This window comes from Pseudoxanthomonas gei (assembly GCF_010119615.1).
GTDB lineage: Bacteria > Pseudomonadota > Gammaproteobacteria > Xanthomonadales > Xanthomonadaceae > Pseudoxanthomonas_A > Pseudoxanthomonas_A gei.
Map to the genome: position 1 here is coordinate 49,097 of NZ_QOVG01000008.1, position 16,361 is coordinate 65,457.

Below are 16,361 nucleotides of genomic sequence, written 5' to 3' on the forward strand. Positions count from 1 at the left end.
CCTGCACCAGGCGAATGCGCGTCGACTCCGCGCTGCGATGGCGCGGGCCTGGCTTTTGTAGGAGCGACGCAAGTCGCGAAGCACGCAGCGCCTGATTGCTCATAGGACGTGGGCCCAGGGTTTCCTGGCTTCGCGACTTGCGTCGCTCCTACAAAGGCTTGCTGGGTCGCAGGGAGCATCGGGCAAGCCCGGAGCTGCAACAAGGAATGACCGTCAATAGCTGCGATGCGAATGCGGGGCCTGGCGTTTGTAGGAGCGACGCGAGTCCCGAAGCAAACAGCGCCTGATTGCTCATAGGACGTGGGCCCAGGGTTTCCTGGCTTCGCGACTTGCGTCGCTCCTACAACAAGGCCGCTGGCGGCGCGGCGAATCCAGTGGCTGCGTGGATCCGCGTCGGCTGCTAGCCGGCGACACTTACCGGTGCGTCGCTGATCGCCACTTGCGGCCAGCGCGCCAGCACCGCGGCACGAATGCCTGCTGCATCGATGCCGGCTTCGGCCAGCAATTGTTCGCGGCTGGCGTGGTGCTGGAACTCGTCGGGCAGGCCCAGGTGCAGGCAGGGCAGCAGCACCTGCTCGGCGTTCAGCAGTTCGGCCACGCCTGAACCGGCGCCGCCCATCACCACGTTGTCCTCGATGGTGACGAAGCCCTCGTGGGTCCGCGCCAGTTCCAGGATCAGGGTGCGGTCCAGCGGCTTGACGAAGCGCATGTTGACCACGGTCAGGCCCAGCTCCTGGCCGATCTTTTCGGCCGCCGGCACCGTCGCTCCAAAGGCGAGCAAGGCAATGCGCGCACCACGCAGGCGCAACTCGGCCTTGCCGATCGGCAGCGTGGCCAATGAAGTCTCCAGCGCGACGCCCGGACCGGCGCCGCGCGGGTAGCGCACCGCAGCCGGGCCGGCGTGCTGGAAGCCGGTGCTGAGCATCTTGCGGCACTCCTCCTCGTCGGCTGGCGCCATCACCACCAGGTGCGGCACGCAGCGCAGGTAGCTCAGGTCCAGGTTGCCGGCATGGGTGGCGCCATCGGGCCCGACCACGCCGCCACGGTCGATGGCGAACAGCACGTCCAGCTTCTGGATGGCCACGTCATGCACCAGCTGGTCGTAGCCGCGTTGCAGGAAGGTGGAATAGATCGCCACCACCGGTTTGGCGCCTTCGCATGCCATGCCGGCGGCCAGGGTCACCGCGTGCTGCTCGGCAATGGCCACGTCGAAATAGCGGGCCGGGTATTCCTTGCTGAAGCGCACCAGTCCCGAGCCCTCGCGCATGGCCGGGGTAATGGCCAGCAGTTTCGGGTCGGCCGCGGCCATGTCGCACAGCCAGTCGCCGAACACGTCGGTGTAGGTCGGTTTTTTCGCACCGGTCTTGCTGATCAAGCCCTTCTCGGGGTCGAACGGCACCACCGCGTGGTAGCCGATCTGGTCGCCTTCGGCCAGCTCGTAGCCCTTGCCCTTGGTGGTGATGATGTGCAGCAGCTGAGGGCCCTTCAGGGTCTTCAGGGTCTTCAGCGCGCCGACCAGCGCCGGCACGTTGTGGCCATCGATGGGGCCGGTGTAGTGGAAGCCCATTTCCTCGAACAGGGTGGAGGGCACGAACATGCCCTTCCAGTGTTCTTCCCAGCGGCGCATGAAACGCGCTGGCGGCTTGCGCTTGTCGCCGAGCAGCTTCTTGCCACTCTCGCGCAAGGCATTCAGCGTGCGGCTGCCGCTCACCCTTCCGAGCATCTTGGTCAGGCCGCCGACGTTCTCGGAAATCGACATCTGGTTGTCGTTCAACACCACCAGCAGGTTGGGTTCGGGATCCTCCATGCCGCCGGCATGGTTGAGCGCCTCGAAGGCCATGCCCGCGGTCATGGCGCCATCGCCGATCACCGCCACCACCCTGCGCTCGTTGCCGGCCTGCGCATTGGCGATGGCCATGCCCAGCGCCGCGGAGATGGAAGTGGAGGAATGGCCTACCCCGAAGGTGTCGTATTCGCTCTCCTCGCGCTTGGGGAACGGCGCCACGCCATCGGCCTGCTTGACCGTGTGGATCTGGTCACGGCGGCCGGTAAGGATCTTGTGCGGGTAGGTCTGGTGGCCCACGTCCCAGACCAGGCGATCATCGGGCGTGTTGTAGAGGTAATGCAGGGCCACGGTCAGTTCGATCACGCCCAGGCCGGCGCCGAAGTGGCCGCCGCTCTTGCCCACGGATTCGATCAGGTAGCCGCGTAACTCGTCGGCGATCGCGGTCAGTTCGGATTCCTCGAACTGGCGCAGGTCGGACGGGATGTTGATGCGGGAAAGGCGCGGGTAGCGGGTGGGGTCGATCATCCGCGCTATTTTCCTCCGCATTCAGGAGGCGGGCAAGCGATGGAGGGTGAAGATGAAGGTGAATGGCGGGGGGTGAATGGCGAAGGGTGAATGGCAAAGGGAATAGTCAAGAGTGAATAGTGAAGAGGGAAGAGGAGCAGGGGCCTGTTCGCGCCTGGCGATTCACCCTTTTCTATTCACTATTTACCCGTCGCCATTCACCCTTCGCTATTCACCCTTCACCCTTCACCCTTCACCCTTCACCCTTCACCCTTCACCCTTGACCGCTTCGGCAGATGCGCCTTCAGGAAGGCCATCTGGTCGGCCAGGATGTTGCGGTTGGACAGGATCAGGTGTTCGATCCAGCTGGGCCGGTAGGGCACGGCCAGCAACGGCATGTTCGCCTGTTGCGGGGTGCGGTTGGCCTTGCGCGAATTGCAGTGGAAACAGGCGGTGACCACGTTTTCCCAGCTGTCGCGGCCGCCCTTGGACAGCGGCAGCACGTGGTCGCGGGTCAGGCTGGGCCGCGAGTACTCATGCCCGCAATACAGGCACAGTTGCGCATCGCGTGCGAACAACGCGGTGTTGGTCAGCGTGGGCGTCGGCGACAGCGCCTGCGCACGCGCATGGCCGCGCGAGGCGACGATGGGATGCAGTTCGATGATGCTCTGTTCGCCGGTCATGCGGCAGGTGCCGCCATGCACGCGCAGGCAGGGATCGCCGAGCGTCCACGCCACCGCGTCGCGCGCGTACAGGCAGGTGGCGTCCTGCCAGTTGATCCAGTCCAGCACCCGGCCGTAGGCGTCCAGCGAAAGCAGGCGCACGGTGGCCGAACGGGAGGAGGGATGCAGTGCGAAGTCGACCGGCACCACGTGGCTGCCGGGCTGTTCCATCTGAAGCTGAGCTGGGTCTGCTTCCATGGAGAAGCAGGTTATACCCAAATGTTGAAGATTTGTGTACCAGGCCGGCAACGGCAGGCGCGGGCAGGCCCGCGCCTGGGTGGGTCAGGCGCTGAAGCGTTCGGCGTCCATGGCCATCAGCGGCGCGGCGCCCGATTCGATCGCCGCGGCATGGGCCAGGGTGCGCGGCAGCACGCGTGCGAAATAGAAGCGCGCGGTTTCCAGCTTGGACAGCTTGAACGACTCGGGGTGCGACGAGGCATTGGCCGCGGCCACGCTGCGCGCCCACCAGTAGGCCAGCGCGACGTAGCCGGAATAGAACAGGTAGTCGGTGCTGGCCGCGCCGATTTCCTCGGCATCGCCGGCCGCGCGCTGCAGGATGCCGCGGGTCAGCGCTTCCCATTCGCTGGCCTTCTGGCGCAGCGGCACGATGAATTCGGCCAGTGCCGCATCGCCTTCGTTGGCCTTTGCAAAGGCTTCGATCTGGCCCAGGAAGATCCGCAGGCCCGCCGCCTTGCTGGCCGCGGTCTTGCGACCCATCAGGTCCAGCGACTGGATGCCGGTGGTGCCTTCGTACAAGGTGGTGATGCGCGCATCGCGGGCCAGCTGTTCCATGCCGTGCTCGTGGATGTAGCCATGGCCGCCGAAGCATTGCAGCGCGTTGTAGGTGTTCTCGATGCCCCATTCGGTCTGGCAGCCCTTGGAAATGGGCGTCAGGAAGCTGACCAGCACGTCGGCCGCTTCGCGCTCGGCCGGGTCCTCGGCGTGGTGTGCCACGTCGATCAGGGTGCCGGCGTGCAGGGCCAGCAGACGGCTGCCTTCGACCAGCGACTTCACCGTCAGCAGCATGCGCCGCACGTCGGGGTGGACGATGATCGGATCAGCGGGTTTTTCCGGGAATTTTGGCCCGCTCAGCGAGCGCGTCTGCAGCCGGTCCAGCGAGTAGCGCACCGCGTTCTGGTAGGCGCGTTCGGACAGGCCCACGCCCTGCAGGCCAACGCCCAGGCGCGCGGTGTTCATCATGGTAAACATGCCCTGCAGGCCCTTGTGCGGCTGGCCGACCAGGTAGCCTTCGGCGCCGTCGAAATTCATCACGCAGGTGACCGAACCCTTGATGCCCATCTTGTGTTCGATGGAACCGCAACGCACCGCATTGCGTTCACCCACGCTGCCATCGCGCGCGACCTTGAACTTGGGGGTCACGAACAGGGAAATGCCCTTCGCTCCAGGGGGCGCATCCGGCAACTTGGCCAGTACCAGGTGCACGATGTTGTCGGTCAGGTCGTGCTCGCCGGCGGTGATGAAGATCTTGGTGCCGGTGATGGAATAGCTGCCATCGGCATTGGGTTCGGCGCGCGTCTTCAGCAGGCCCAGGTCGGTGCCGCAATGCGGTTCGGTCAGGCACATGGTGCCGGTCCAGCGGCCGTCGACGATGGGCTTGAGGAACGCCTCGCGCTGCCAGTCCTCGCCATGCTGCTTGAGCGCTTCCACCGCGCCATGCGAGAGCAGCGGAAAGTTGCCCCAGGCCAGGTTGGCGGCGTTGATCATTTCGTTGAGCGGCACGCCGATGGTGTGCGGCAGGCCCTGGCCGCCGAATTCCGGCGCGGCGGTCAGCCCGGTCCAGCCGCCTTCCTGGAACTGCTGGTAGGCCTGCTTGAAACCGGGCGGGGTGGTGACCTCGCCGGTGGCCTTGTCCAGGCTGCACCCGATCTCGTCGCCGACACTGTTCAACGGGGCCAGCACGGTCTCGGTGAAACGCGCGGCTTCATCCAGCACCGCATCGACCAGTTCGCGGCTGGCCTCGGTGTAGCCCAGTTTCGCGAACAGCGCGTCGGCGCCCAGCACGTCGTACAGGGCGAAGCGGATATCGGTCAGCGGTGCTTTGTAGGTCGTCATGGATCGTCGGACTCTCGGGAATTCTTTCGGGAATGAGGGGAGGGGGCGTTGGCTCAGCGCAGCACGCCGTCCAGGCCGGGCACGGGGTTGAGGGTGTTCTTGACATCGATGTCGAAGGAGCGCGATTTGCCTTCCTCCGGGGTGGCCTGCAGCTTGCCCTTCAGCGCATAGGCCAGCGGCCGGCGCCCGGCCAGCGAATCGGCGATCTGCATGCGCGCCGCGGGCGTGGGCTTGAACGGCAGGCTGACCACGTCGGCCGATTCGGGCCCTACGGAAATCTGCGGCGCGCCCTTCAGGCTGCCGGCGGCCTGGTCGGCCACCGTCAGGGCCAGGTCGGCGCTGTCGAAGCGCATGGGGATGCTGCTGTAGTTCTGCAGGCGCAGCTCGACCGACCAGCTGCCATCGGCATTCACGGTCAACTGCTGGATGCTGGCCGCGGGCGGGGACACCCGTCGCACCGGTCCGCCCGCACAGGCCGCCAGCAAGGCGGAGAAAAGCAACAGCGACGCCAGATGCCAACCACGTTTCATGCCGATTCCTTCTCGCCTGCGATGGCCAAGGATACTACGGCGTATGGGATGAACTTCTAGCGCAGCGGGGCGGCCATGATCAGGGGCTCCAGTTCGTAGCCCATGGCGGTGGCGCGGGCCTTGATCTGTTCGAACAGGGCCCGGTCCATCGCCGGCTCCCGCGACAGGATCCACAGGTACCTGCGGTCGGGCTCGCCCACCACGGCCCAGGTGTAGCCGGGGTCCAGGTCGATCACCCAGTAGTCGGCCCACAGGAACGGCACCCAGGCCAGCCAGTCCGGGGTGAAACGCACTTCCAGGCGCCCCGGGTGTCCGGGCACGGGCCGGGCGATGCCGTCGGCGACCTTCATCTCGCCCGCGGTCGTACGGCAGGCATTGCGCACGCCGATCTGGTTGTCGTCGCGCAAGGTGTAGGCGGCGGTGATGTCGCCGGCGCACTTGGCCTGGAAGGAGAAGGGCAGGTGGGCGATCTCATGCCACTGGCCGGCGTAACGCGACATGTCCAGTTGCGGCACGGAGGTGACGGGGTTGGCGGCGTGCGCGCAGGGGGCCAGCGACAGCAGCAGCAAGAGCGGGACCAACAAGCGGTGCATGACTGCGTCTCCAAAGCCGGAGCCGCAGCTTATGGGGCGCCGGGGCGGGATGTGTGAAGCGGTTGTTGGGGGTGCTGGGCCATAAAGCAGGGAATGGAACGAGCCCCAGGAGAAGAACCCTTCCCCGTTGACGGGGGAAGAGCCTGCCCCCGCGAAGGCGGGGGTGCCCCGAAGGGGCGGATGGGGGGCGCTCTACGCGGGACAACCCAGACACGAGCCTCCCCCCACCCCACAGCATCCGCGCAAGCCCGGACCAAACGAAGCACGCGTCCAACCAGATAGCGCGTCCCCCTTCGACGGGGAAGAGCCTGCGCCCCGCGAAGGCGTGGGTGCCATGGAGGGGCAGATGGCGGCTCACCCCAGCTCACCGTCGGCTGAGAATGGCTTCGGGAAGGGTCCGCGACCCTTCCGGAACAGTCGCCGACCCTTATGGAAGGCTCCGCCACCGTTCGCGAAGGCCTTCGCACCCTTCCATAAGGGGCGGCGAGCCTTGTAGAAGGCTCGGGACCCATTCCCAAAGGCTCCGCGACCCTTCCGGAATAGCCACCCAGCCATCGCGAAGCCTCCGCGACCCTTCGCGAATACCCGCCGACCCTGATGGAGGGGGTGCGCACCCCTTGCGAAAGACCTGGCGGGTATCCGGGAATACCCGTCGCCCCTTTTCCGTCCGGCCAAACGGAACAAGCCGCCCGCAGGCGGCTTGTGTGCAACTGCTGCCAGACGGGATTCCGTGGTCAGGTACCGGCAGCCGGACGCCGGCGGGTCTTGGCCCAGCGCGCGCCGATCTGCCGGCGCAGTTCCTCCAGTCCGTGCGCGGCGCCGGACAGCTTGAGCTGGCCGTAGCCATCCAGGGACACATCCATGATGTCGTTGCCCAGGGCGGCGGCGGTGTCCTCGGCCCTGGAACACAGGCGAGTCATGCGTTCCAGCACGGGGCGCAGGCGGTCCAGTGCCAGCAGGTCGGCCTCGGCGCCGGCCACGTCCAGGCTGGGCGGCACGATCTGCGGGTTGTCACCCAGTACGCGGATGGTCTGGCGGCAGAACACTTCGCTCTGGTCGCCCATCCACAGCAGCTTGCGGCGTTCGGCAGGTTCCAGCGACAGCAGCCCCGGCAGGGCGGCCTCCACTTGCGCCAGCCCGGCCAGGGCGGCGGCCTGCTGTTCGATGGTGATATCGAGGGAGATCAAATTGATACTCACGGGCACTACTCCTTATGCATTCCATGTGGTGGTCAGGCCCGGCGAATCCGGGCCGGCGATGCCAGCCGTCATTGGGCGGGCAAGAGGAATGTGGCAGGGCAGGCCGGAGCGCGATAGTCGGCGGAGTCCGCGTTGTTTTGTAGGGAAAGTCTGACGGGGGAGGGGCGAACCCGGGTCTTGCCGGGATTTCTGCCGGTCGGGTTCCAATATGAATTCCGCCGGGACGATAGAGGTCGAGCGCACCGCATCCAGCCTTTGCAGGAGTTGCGCAAGCCGCGACCGATAAAAGATGCCGTGCCGCAGCTCGCGGTGGTAAGCAATGTTGGCTCCGGCACGAACCGGGCAGCAGTGATCTGTTGAAGTAGATATGACGCCAATAATGTGCCGGTATGAATTACCGCCTCGCCTTTGCGGTATTTGCGAGACAGATGCACACACCAGGTCTTCGACTTGGGGTGTCAAGCTGTTGCTCGATCGCAGGAATTGTTCTGATTGACCGGCATCTGATTGCGGTGTGAATATCTGCTACATCCCATTTTTTGGGTTCTATATAGAGTTAGGCTTATGGGGAAAGTAATGCGCATCTCAGTATTGGCAACTGCAGCTTTTGCACTTTCATCGGGTGCCTTCGCCGCCGAGCCACCCCAGCAAGAGACGTTTACCGCACTCTTTGCTACTACCTGCATGCAGCACTTCTACGCTCCGGAAAAATTGAGAGCCAATATGACCTCCCAGAGCGCGCCCGTACTTCAAGGAGAGCAGTCTCAATTCTTCCTTGGGGGCTCCCCTGGCACTGCCTGGTCCATTCGCCTTCCTGACGGAATGTACGTAGTTAGCTGGCGGGATGATGGCGTTTGTACTGTATTCGCCCAGCATGCCCCAGTCGCAGAAGTCCAATCCAACTTCGCTGCCCTAGTCGCGTCCGCCCCGGAGCCCCTGATTGCCAGCCCTAGAGCGACCGGAGGACCTAACACTGACGCGCTCAAAACTTCGTCGTACGCTTGGCATCGCTCCGAGGAAGAGACAGAGTTACTCTTCACTCTCACGACCTCAAGCGAGGCCACTGCAGCCGTTCAAGCCATGGCTTCAATGGCAGTGGCCAATAAGCCTAACAATTCGTTCAAGGCGAAGCCGCTTCGCGGCTCGCCTTAACTCAGGCGTTAGGTGCGTAGGGGATTTCATGCAGTACCGAAAGACAAAAGCACACGAAACTCACAAGCTGCAAGTTCAGCAGGCTTTCGACTTTGCAGTGACCGTTTGCCACGCAATGCCGCTTTTACAAGCGCATCTACAAGAAGTCGCCGCTGGCACGGCAAGCCTAAGCGCCCCGCACTATTTCTCACCAAATAATTCGCCAACCGCTTTAACAGCCAGCATCACGACCTTTGAAGAACGGCTCTCATCGTATTTGCTGCTAAGTCTATTTAGCTTCTACGAAGCCTTCGTAAAGGCAGCAATCCAAGAGATGTTCGATTTTCATGGTGGAGCAGAAGTCTTTATTGAGCTTGCACAGCGCCGCGAGAAAGCGCGCGTCAACACTGCACCAAGCCAAAGGGTGCAAGCAGCGCTGGACAAGATGAGAGTTTATAAGAAGGGAAAGGAAGAGAGGTATCAAAAGCACTCCGTTGTCCTTGAAGATGAAAAATACAGATTCCCGACAGAAATTCTGTCGTTTTACGGTGTTCGTATGCTGGTTGATCGCCACAAGAATCTAAAGGCACATGCTATTCCGGACATCATCGAACACGGACTGCTAATTCCGCTTTCGGACAACGAGAAGCGTGAATTCAATCGAATTCGCGAACAACGCAATAAAATCGCTCACGGGAAAAATTCCAGTCTCGATCTTCGCGCTGTAAGCGTTGCAAACGACCACTTTCGAGAAATGACATTCCGGATCAATACCCGTCTTGTGCAGAACTTTTTTGTTATTGAGCGGTACGCATCGTAGAAGGCGCACCTAACAATTCGTTCAAGCCGAGACCGATTCGCGGCTCGGCTTAAATGGTGACGTGTAACATCACGCCGTGCCGCGCAGCGGCCCGGCTTAACTCAGGCGTTAGGTCTATCCATGTGCCTCATGCAAATTGTAGAAATCTCCAAAGCGCTATTGACGCCGCTGATCGCTATTGTGGCGACGTACGTCGCTTGGCAGCAATGGAAGACGAACCAACAAAAATTAGTCTTAGATCGCTACGATCGACGCCTAAAAGTGTATGAGGAAGTGCGCAAGATCCTCAGTATTATTGTTCGAGACGCAAAGGCTAGCTACGAAGATCTACTTGCTTTCCGCACATCAGTCTCAGAAGCAGATTTCCTTTTTGGGCCCTAAATTCCTTCGTACATTGATGAGATATACAAGCGCGGAGTCCAGCTTCAGTACTGGTCAAAGGAATACCGGGATTTCACGCAGGTGCCGCCTGAAGGCTATGACCATCAGAAGGTCTGTGATGGTATGCACTCTGAACTCGCGTGGCTCAGCGAACAGTTTGAGCCTGCCAAACAGAAATTCAGAAAGTACCTAGATATCAGCAAATAGACCTAACAATTCGTTCAAGCCGAGACCGTTTCGCGGCCACGGCGCCGCAAGGTACATTGTCACTTCGCCGCGGCCGCAAACCGGTCCGGCTTAACTCAGGCGTTAGGCCGCACGACGACCGACACCGTACGCCCGCCCGTGTCAACGATGCTTTGGAGTGCACTCACCCACCCGCGGAGAAATGTCATGGCTAAGTACCGGCACGCGTTGCCTCAGATGAGTGGCGACTTCTTCTTGGCGGATGGTGGAATCGAGACGACCTTGATCTTTCTCGAGGGCATGGACCTCCCTTTCTTCGCAGCCTTTCACTTGTTCCGGACGCAGCAGGGGGAGGAGGCACTTAGGAAGTACTTTCGTACTTACGCAGAGTTGGCGCAGAAGCACCGGTCCGGCTTGGTGCTTGAGACCGCAACTTGGCGGGCCAGCGCGGATTGGGGCAGCAAGCTTGGATATACCGCTGACGAACTCGCCGAGGTCAATCGGCGGAGCGTCGCCATGCTCGAAGACATACGCGCCGATTACCAGGCCGCAGATGTCCCGGTCGTCATCAGCGGATGCATTGGTCCACGCGGTGACGGTTATGTGCCTGCCGCGTTGATGTCAGTGACGCAGGCTGAGGACTACCACAGCCTGCAAGTCCAGACCTTTGCGGGAACCGCTGTCGATCTGGTCACGGCCATCACGATGAACTACGTGGAAGAAGCCGTAGGCTTGGCCCGTGCGGCCAAAAACGTGCAGATGCCAGTCGTCATCTCGCTGACTGTCGAGACTGACGGAAGGCTTCCGACTGGCCAGCCCCTCGGCGAGGCGATCAAGCAGATTGACGCGGCCACAGGCGACTATCCTTCCTACTTCATGATCAATTGCGCGCACCCAAGCCACTTCAGCGCCGTCGTCGATCGAGACCAACCTTGGAAAGATCGCATTCACGGCCTTCGCGCAAATGCTTCCAAACTGAGCCATGCTGAATTGAACGAAGCACTTGAGCTCGATGCTGGCGACCCCGAGGCGCTTGGACGGGACTACGCTATGTTGAAAGGCCGCCATTTGAAGTGCCTGAACGTATTCGGTGGGTGCTGCGGTACGGATCATCGTCACGTCGACCAGATGGCCTTGCATTGTCTGCCGCTATTCGGCAGTGCGGCCTGACCCTTCGCTACACCTGACTGGCAACGGCTGGCTACGCTCGCTCCCCACCATGACTTCCGGGGATCGCGGCGCGCATTCCCCGGATGAGAAGATGGCGCCGCGGCTGCCGCGCGCGCAGACAAGGCAGACGCGCCGGTGAGGTCGTTGTTTGAACCCATCGGCTCACCAGCAAGCACACCCGTAGTTGCATGTCGCAGCGCCCAGTCTTCGGAAGGGGTGCGTGCCCGCGTTGCCCCTGCTGTATCCCCGTAGAGCGCAATCCTGCAAGGCCCCGTAGGGCGCCATCCCACAAGTACCTTGCGGGATGGCCCCTACAGAGCCACGCAAGCCAGTCTGCTCCGACCTTCGCTCAATGGTGTTCAAACCCCGGGCTCGCGCCGTGGGCCATCGCTTCAAAATGCTTGAGCGCCTGGGCCGCGTCGTCAAAAGCTCCCCAGACCCTTTTGGCCAGGCTCCCGCCTACGCTGCAGCGACGCACCCCCAGGGCTGCCAAGGCGGGTATGTTTTCATCGTAGTTGTGGACAACGACATTGACCGGTTTGGGCGCGACCGCCTGGACAAGCTCGGCGATCACGCCGTGATCCAGAAGGAGAGGCACGAACAGACAATCCGCGCCGGCGTCGGCATAAGCGACCGCACGGGAGATGCTTGCTTCGGCAGACATCCCCGGAATCCTGAAGTTCTCGTTGCGACCCACCAGCATGATGTTGGGGTTGAACGCATCGATCGCCGCGCGCGCGGCACGAATGCGGTCGATGGCAAGTTCCGTCTCATACATCGCCGTGCCGGACCAGTCCTCGATCGATACAGCGGCTACGCCGGTCTGGACCGCCAGCCCTAAATTTACTGCCACGTCCTCGGCGGCGTCCGCAAAACCGTTCTCGAAGTCGGCGTTGACGGGCAGGGATACCGACTCCACCAGCATTCGCAGATGATCCAGCACTTCATGCAGACCGAGTTCACCATCCTGCTTGCCAGCCGCCCATGCCGCACCGGCGCTGGTGGACGCGATCGCGCTGAAGCCTGCCTCGGCCAGCCGAACTGCACTGCCGCGGTCCCAGGCATTGGGAAGGAGAAAGAATCCGGACCGGTGCAACTGGCGGAAACGCTCTGTTTTGTCAAAAGGATCTGGCATAGGACCTGGAGGATGCGTGGGCGTAATCGCGTTCACTGCAGTGGCCCGGGAAAGCAAGGGGAAGAGATCAGGAATCAGGCTAGCGAAGTACGTTGGCAGGGACAACGCTTCTGGACGCGGGAGTGGAATTTGGCGCGCTTTATTCCCAGGTGCGCTGCCCGCTGCAATCGCTGATGCTGAAATGGGTGCGTGCGTTCTTGGCGCGATACATGGCTTCGTCCGCGCAACGCACCAGCGTCTCCGTCGAGTAGTCCGGACCTGTCTGGAAGGCAATGCCAACGCTGGGAAGGCAACGCAGGGTCAGTGCGCCCCATGGTGTTCCCGCATGGGAGGCGTCGATGATTTTTCCGGCTACCGCCGTCACGTCGCGTTCCACATCCTGGAAACCCTCCAGCAGGATGGCGAACTCGTCCCCGGACAGGCGTGCGACGAAGTCGGTGGTACGTACGCAATCGCGAAGCTGGACCGAGAACGTCTGCAGCACGCGGTCGCCCGCGGCATGTCCATGGCTGTCGTTGACTTCCTTGAACTCGTTGAGGTCCATGTACACCACCGCCAGGGGCGTCCCGGCGCGGCGTGCGCGAGCGATGCCACGGGCAAGCTCTTCCAGCCAGGCCGTCCGGTTCGGAAGGGAGGTCAGCTCGTCGCGCAATGCCCTGCGTTCCATGTCGGCAGCAAGTTCGGCGCTGTGGTCGCTCTCGGCCTGCCGGGCGATCACCCCGCCGATGAACAGCGCAAACAGCGACAGCGCGTATTCGTCGATCCGGTCGAACGCATCGGCGCTGGACGAGACCGCCTTGAGCACGCCGATTGCATCGGACCCGCGAAACAGCGGCACCACCAGCATCGAGCGAGCCGAAATTTTCCTGCAGGCCGCCGCATCCACGCGCGGATCATCGGCGGTGTCCCGCGAGTACATGATCTGCTTGCGGGCAACGCACAGGCCCGACAGGCTGCTCGCGGCATCCAGCCGCAGGCCCAGATAGGCGGAGACCGTGCCGGCCACGGCGCGGTACTCGAGCTGCGCACCATCGGCGACTTCCAGGACCGAGCCTTGGGCCCGCGTCAGGTGCATTACCTGCTGGACCGTTTCACGCATCAGCTCCGGGGTCGTGGCGGGCGAAGAACTCACCTGCCCCAGCGCAGTCACGATCTCCAGCAACCTGTCCCGCTCGGCCGTGATCGCTTCGAAACTACCGGCTTCACTCGAATTGCGCGTCATGTCGACCCATCTGGAACCACTCCACCAAGTCTAGGCCAGAACCAATATCGCAACCTGAGCGATGCCCGCGCCGCCAGACGGTAGCCCGAGGATCGGGCAGGGCGACGGCTTCAAATGCGACAACAGCGCAGTGGGCAGGGGTGCACGCGCGAAGTGGAATCAGGCCCCGCCCGGATGCGTGCCCGCCGGCGCCTGCTGCTGGGCAAGCGACGGCGTGGTAAAGCAGACCCGTGCAGGTTGCAGGCCCAGGTCAGTAGCCGTGCCCACAAAGCAAAAAGGCCTGCGCGGTTGGCGCAAGCCTTTGTATTTGCAACGTCTAAGCCACCGAAAATGGTGGCCGGGGAGGGAATCGAACCCCCGACACAGGGATTTTCAAGGCCAACCTGCTGCTTCGAAAAATTCTTTATTTACAGCCGCTTACGGGGCTTGCCATCCTCGCCTACCTCAGTTCAGTTGACTGACATTGCCATCTGGTTCACGACACAACTTGATCTTCGATAAAGGGCGTTGTATCTATATCTGCAACCGACCTTTACCCAGGCGGCCAGCCTTGTCCTAAGCGTTACCCGCAGCAAGGCATGTACCGGTGAGTTACTGCTCAACGGGTTCCTGTCCTTTCCTTTTACAGGGGAAAGGCCTCTTGGAATTCGCGTTGAGGAACTACCGATGAGCAAGACTCTGGCTCAAATTCGAGCCCAAGCTTACGAGGCCCAATCTGGCCGCTGCTACTACTGCAATCTGCCCATGTTCTTGGAGAGCGTGCTTCAATTCGCCGTGAGCCACAGAGTATCTGTGGGACTCGCCTTAAAGCTTAGCTGTACTGCCGAACATCTTGTCGCGAAATGCGAAGGCGGGACAGATGACGCAAGCAACATAGCGGCTGCCTGTTATTTTTGTAATACCAAACGCCACGCACGCCAAGTGCCCCTACGGGTGAACGAGCATCGACACCTGGTCCGGAATCGGCTCAATGAGGGGCGGTGGCATGCCCGCGAAGTCCTAGCGGTGGCAGAGCTAGTCAAGTTGTCGGCACGCAAACAGTATCGATAGTGGTAAGCGGTCGATTGGGAAAGGAGGGCGCGTTGCAGCAGCTGGGCTTTTCAAGACCAGGCTAAAATCAATATTTAATAACTAAAATCAGCCACTTACGGCGCTTGCCATTGATCTTCCAGCTTTGAAGAGCATTTCGTTGATAGGCTCCAGCGAAACAATGGAACTGAGGCGATTCCGAATTGAGTCGCCTTCCGCTCTAGGGGGTAAAAATGGTGCCAGAAAATCCAATCGAAACTGAGCCTTTATTGACCCCAGAGGAAATCAAGGACGCCGTCTTTAAGCGCCTAGAAAAGTACGCTGGTCTCTCACTCTTAGAGCGATTCGCCATGTTTATGGGTGTCGCCCAAATGTTGGAACTCAGCCTCAAGAATCTCCTGCACAGAAGATATCAATTTGAACTTGAAACCATGGAGCGCTGGACTCTTGGTCGCGTGTCCACAGTCATGAGGGAGCAAGGAGTCCGCGAAGATTTCGTGGTTCTATTGAATAGTGTGGTCGGCCATAGAAATTATATTGCTCACTCCCTATTGGCAAACGAGATGCTCTTGCAGTCCTTGCTAGGCGGCCAAGCCACTAGGCTTGAAACCCGCAGCTTGGATTTGGGAATTTACGAGGCTGAGCAACTCTGGTTCCTGTACGAGTGGACAGACGAGCATCAGGCGTGGGACCTCGTTCGTCCAGGGGGTGATTCTCACGCATAAGTTCTTGTAACGCTGCCTTGGACGGCGGCTGTTTAGTAAGCGACTGGGGAAGTGAGTTGGTAAAGACATGCATTTTCTGCGGCAGAAAGCCAGAGATGAAAACTCGGGAACATGTTCTCCCGCTATGGCTAATTGAACTTACGGGCGACCCAAATCGTACGGCGGGATTCGGTTGGGATAAAAAAGATCCTGCATTAACGAACGGCTTCCAAGGGCGCAAATTTGCGTTCGATCAGTTCGTTTTCCCCGCATGCAACGCATGTAATGGGCGTTATTCAGCCTTGGAAACAGCAGCGCAGACAACAATGTCTGCGATCTTGGAAGGCCGTGAGGTCACCGCATTTGAAATGTCTCAGTTTCTTGACTGGCTCGACAAGGTTCGCGTGGGACTTTGGCTCGGATTCAGGCAGCTCGACAAGAACTTCGCTGGCATAGACCCCAACTACCATATAGACGATCGAATTGGTCAATACGATCGGGTTTTGCTAGTTGAGAAGACGGATATGCCCCACAAGCGGCTGAACATTAGTGGCGTTGATGGCTTGTCTTTCGCCTTAACTCCTAGCGCATTCGTTTTGACCGTCAACAACTATTACTTCACAAACATTTCTTATCAATTCTTGCTTGCTAGGCGCATTGGATTTCCATACCCGGAGAAGGAAGAATTAGTCCCGGATGGCAGGCTTTTAATTGAGAGCATGCATGAGGGAAGGAAACGAACAACACGGCCTATTCTTCGTCATCCCATCCGACCAGGTGGAGTCATCGTTTACCAGCCGATGTTCAAGGGCGGACTAGTCGAACCGCAAACTGACTTGTATGACACGGAGTACGTTCGAAGCCACAGCCTAGACTTCAATCAAGGCGTGGGAAGCTTGCTCGTTGAGGATCGATATGGCTTACGGGAAAAGCTTAGTGGAGAATCATTTTCTGTCGAACCATCCGTTACCTATCCTGAAATAGTTCATAGGTTTCAAGCTTCCATAAACGTATACCAGTGGCAGAACTGGCTTGCGACGCTTTTGCCGTACGTGGGCAATTTGCCAAAGCCTTATAAGAACTATGTGGTTCAGAGGTGGGCTGCATCCAAGAGGCTCAATAATGCCTTAATCGCATATTGCAAGCTGCAGTTGCGACGCGCTCAGCAGCCCTAGG

The 16,361-nt window shown here is 60.8% G+C and carries 15 protein-coding genes; 7 read left to right on the plus strand and 8 right to left on the minus strand.

The annotated features are described in order from the left end of the window. Positions 1 to 400: 400 nt before the first annotated feature. The 6 genes from dxs to DT603_RS12205 all read right to left on the minus strand — a co-directional run bounded on the left by dxs (position 401) and on the right by DT603_RS12205 (position 7,407). Complete coding sequence (gene dxs / locus DT603_RS12180) at positions 401 to 2,311, minus strand: 1-deoxy-D-xylulose-5-phosphate synthase (RefSeq protein ID WP_162350160.1); 1,911 nt, start codon at positions 2,309 to 2,311, stop codon at positions 401 to 403. Positions 2,312 to 2,550: 239 nt separating this feature from the next. Next, positions 2,551 to 3,210, minus strand: a complete 660-nt coding sequence (locus DT603_RS12185; RefSeq protein ID WP_211368420.1) for an HNH endonuclease — start codon at positions 3,208 to 3,210, stop codon at positions 2,551 to 2,553. A gap of 84 nt (positions 3,211 to 3,294) precedes the next feature. Next, positions 3,295 to 5,085, minus strand: coding sequence for an acyl-CoA dehydrogenase C-terminal domain-containing protein (locus DT603_RS12190; RefSeq protein ID WP_162350161.1), 1,791 nt, complete (start codon positions 5,083 to 5,085; stop codon positions 3,295 to 3,297). Positions 5,086 to 5,138: 53 nt separating this feature from the next. After that, positions 5,139 to 5,615, minus strand: coding sequence for an LEA/WHy family protein (locus DT603_RS12195; RefSeq protein ID WP_162350162.1), 477 nt, complete (start codon positions 5,613 to 5,615; stop codon positions 5,139 to 5,141). A 56-nt stretch (positions 5,616 to 5,671) separates the two neighbouring features. Continuing rightward, positions 5,672 to 6,208 (minus strand): lipocalin family protein, encoded by a 537-nt coding sequence (locus DT603_RS12200; protein WP_162350163.1) that lies wholly within the window; start codon positions 6,206 to 6,208, stop codon positions 5,672 to 5,674. A 734-nt stretch (positions 6,209 to 6,942) separates the two neighbouring features. After that, positions 6,943 to 7,407 carry a hypothetical protein gene (locus DT603_RS12205; RefSeq protein WP_162350164.1) on the minus strand — a complete coding sequence of 155 codons (465 nt, stop codon included), beginning with the start codon at positions 7,405 to 7,407 and terminating at the stop codon, positions 6,943 to 6,945. A gap of 576 nt (positions 7,408 to 7,983) precedes the next feature. On the opposite strand from DT603_RS12205, the gene DT603_RS16310 reads away from it, so the two are divergent. The 4 genes from DT603_RS16310 (at position 7,984) to DT603_RS12220 (ending at position 11,095) form a co-directional block, all read left to right on the plus strand. Continuing rightward, complete coding sequence (locus tag DT603_RS16310; protein ID WP_425500967.1) at positions 7,984 to 8,559, plus strand: NMCC_0638 family (lipo)protein; 576 nt, start codon at positions 7,984 to 7,986, stop codon at positions 8,557 to 8,559. 28 nt (positions 8,560 to 8,587) lie between these two features. Continuing rightward, positions 8,588 to 9,358: a HEPN domain-containing protein gene (locus DT603_RS12210; RefSeq protein WP_162350165.1), complete on the plus strand. Its 771-nt coding sequence runs from the start codon at positions 8,588 to 8,590 to the stop codon at positions 9,356 to 9,358. A gap of 129 nt (positions 9,359 to 9,487) precedes the next feature. After that, positions 9,488 to 9,739 (plus strand): hypothetical protein, encoded by a 252-nt coding sequence (locus DT603_RS12215; protein ID WP_162350166.1) that lies wholly within the window; start codon positions 9,488 to 9,490, stop codon positions 9,737 to 9,739. A 393-nt stretch (positions 9,740 to 10,132) separates the two neighbouring features. Continuing rightward, positions 10,133 to 11,095: a homocysteine S-methyltransferase family protein gene (locus tag DT603_RS12220; RefSeq protein WP_162350167.1), complete on the plus strand. Its 963-nt coding sequence runs from the start codon at positions 10,133 to 10,135 to the stop codon at positions 11,093 to 11,095. A gap of 349 nt (positions 11,096 to 11,444) precedes the next feature. On the opposite strand, the gene DT603_RS12225 is transcribed toward DT603_RS12220, so the two are convergent. Beyond that, positions 11,445 to 12,230 carry an isocitrate lyase/PEP mutase family protein gene (locus DT603_RS12225; protein WP_162350168.1) on the minus strand — a complete coding sequence of 262 codons (786 nt, stop codon included), beginning with the start codon at positions 12,228 to 12,230 and terminating at the stop codon, positions 11,445 to 11,447. Positions 12,231 to 12,369: 139 nt separating this feature from the next. Further along, positions 12,370 to 13,452 (minus strand): sensor domain-containing diguanylate cyclase, encoded by a 1,083-nt coding sequence (locus tag DT603_RS12230; protein WP_162350169.1) that lies wholly within the window; start codon positions 13,450 to 13,452, stop codon positions 12,370 to 12,372. A 744-nt stretch (positions 13,453 to 14,196) separates the two neighbouring features. Here DT603_RS12230 and DT603_RS16315 point away from each other — a divergent pair. The 3 genes from DT603_RS16315 to DT603_RS12245 all read left to right on the plus strand — a co-directional run bounded on the left by DT603_RS16315 (position 14,197) and on the right by DT603_RS12245 (position 16,360). Next, positions 14,197 to 14,502 carry an HNH endonuclease gene (locus DT603_RS16315; protein WP_425500975.1) on the plus strand — a complete coding sequence of 102 codons (306 nt, stop codon included), beginning with the start codon at positions 14,197 to 14,199 and terminating at the stop codon, positions 14,500 to 14,502. 212 nt (positions 14,503 to 14,714) lie between these two features. Further along, entirely contained in the window at positions 14,715 to 15,206 is a 492-nt protein-coding gene (locus DT603_RS12240; protein WP_162350171.1) for a hypothetical protein, read from the plus strand. Between the two features lie 95 nt (positions 15,207 to 15,301). Next, positions 15,302 to 16,360: a hypothetical protein gene (locus DT603_RS12245; protein ID WP_162350172.1), complete on the plus strand. Its 1,059-nt coding sequence runs from the start codon at positions 15,302 to 15,304 to the stop codon at positions 16,358 to 16,360. Position 16,361: the final 1 nt, after the last annotated feature.

Coding starts and splice junctions, on each gene's coding strand:
- DT603_RS12240 (WP_162350171.1), top strand. CDS start 14,715: ATGGTGCCAGAAAATCCAATCGAAACTGAGCCTTTATTGACCCCAGAG.
- dxs (WP_162350160.1), bottom strand. CDS start 2,311: ATGATCGACCCCACCCGCTACCCGCGCCTTTCCCGCATCAACATCCCG.
- DT603_RS12230 (WP_162350169.1), bottom strand. CDS start 13,452: ATGACGCGCAATTCGAGTGAAGCCGGTAGTTTCGAAGCGATCACGGCC.
- DT603_RS12190 (WP_162350161.1), bottom strand. CDS start 5,085: ATGACGACCTACAAAGCACCGCTGACCGATATCCGCTTCGCCCTGTAC.
- DT603_RS12225 (WP_162350168.1), bottom strand. CDS start 12,230: ATGCCAGATCCTTTTGACAAAACAGAGCGTTTCCGCCAGTTGCACCGG.
- DT603_RS12220 (WP_162350167.1), top strand. CDS start 10,133: ATGGCTAAGTACCGGCACGCGTTGCCTCAGATGAGTGGCGACTTCTTC.
- DT603_RS12195 (WP_162350162.1), bottom strand. CDS start 5,615: ATGAAACGTGGTTGGCATCTGGCGTCGCTGTTGCTTTTCTCCGCCTTG.
- DT603_RS12185 (WP_211368420.1), bottom strand. CDS start 3,210: ATGGAAGCAGACCCAGCTCAGCTTCAGATGGAACAGCCCGGCAGCCAC.
- DT603_RS12215 (WP_162350166.1), top strand. CDS start 9,488: ATGCAAATTGTAGAAATCTCCAAAGCGCTATTGACGCCGCTGATCGCT.
- DT603_RS12245 (WP_162350172.1), top strand. CDS start 15,302: ATGAAAACTCGGGAACATGTTCTCCCGCTATGGCTAATTGAACTTACG.
- DT603_RS12200 (WP_162350163.1), bottom strand. CDS start 6,208: ATGCACCGCTTGTTGGTCCCGCTCTTGCTGCTGCTGTCGCTGGCCCCC.
- DT603_RS16310 (WP_425500967.1), top strand. CDS start 7,984: ATGCGCATCTCAGTATTGGCAACTGCAGCTTTTGCACTTTCATCGGGT.
- DT603_RS12210 (WP_162350165.1), top strand. CDS start 8,588: ATGCAGTACCGAAAGACAAAAGCACACGAAACTCACAAGCTGCAAGTT.
- DT603_RS16315 (WP_425500975.1), top strand. CDS start 14,197: ATGTTCTTGGAGAGCGTGCTTCAATTCGCCGTGAGCCACAGAGTATCT.